Origin of the sequence: Vibrio sp. 10N.222.52.B7 (assembly GCF_041474275.1) — a bacterium.
GTDB lineage: Bacteria > Pseudomonadota > Gammaproteobacteria > Enterobacterales > Vibrionaceae > Vibrio > Vibrio crassostreae_C.
The window spans coordinates 1-747 of record NZ_JBFRTU010000108.1; the positions used below are offsets into that span (position 1 = coordinate 1).

Genomic DNA, 747 nt, shown 5'->3' on the forward strand with positions numbered 1-747 from the left:
CCTAAATCACGTGAAACACGTGCACCATTAGTGGAAGAGCTGGTTCGTTTTAAAGACCGTATCTCACCTAAGTTCCAATACCTAGCATCAGCGCCAGTTGCTGACCCTGATGGTAAGCCGACAGTGGTTCGTTTTAGTCGTAAGACCAAAGAAAACTACGTGCGTACTGAAGTAGATGGAAAACCGTCCGGTTGGACTGCGTTGTACATCGACGGTAAGTGGGAAGTTACGGATAAGCGTAAAAAGCCTAAAGAGAAATAACTGAACGTTATTGATGAAAAAGCAGCCTAATGGCTGCTTTTTTTTGATCTCAATATGACTAAATATGCAACTTGTTGACCTGGTGTTTCGTCTGCGAGAATTTATTAAATTCACATCGCAAAATAAATAATGCCAATTAATCAGATTTTCTTATGCAACTTTAACGAGAATGTAACTTAATTAAAATATTGTAACTCACAGATCAGCGTTTAGTTGTATACCTGATGTGTGTCGGGTGTTAATGTAATGTTTCGTCTGGACGGTGTAGTGTGAGCTGCTTTAAGTCTTAGGAAAGCAATCAGCTTACGTACCACAGAATGGCGTATTAAAAATTGAATTCGGCCGAAAAGTCGATAACGTATATAAAACCAAGTGCAAAGAATAGTGCACACATAACAACGTTTGGCTTAGGATATTGTCACTGTATGTGAATGGATATTCGCTAAATACCGAAATAAGTGTTGGTGCTCATCCCCCAGAGGAAGA

At 39.6% G+C, this 747-nt stretch carries 1 protein-coding gene; it reads left to right on the forward strand.

Annotated features, from left to right (window positions below):
* Positions 1-261 (forward strand): hypothetical protein (locus AB4512_RS20675; RefSeq protein ID WP_372175523.1); only part of this gene is annotated, 261 nt, incomplete at its 5' end.
* Positions 262-747 lie beyond the last annotated feature (486 nt).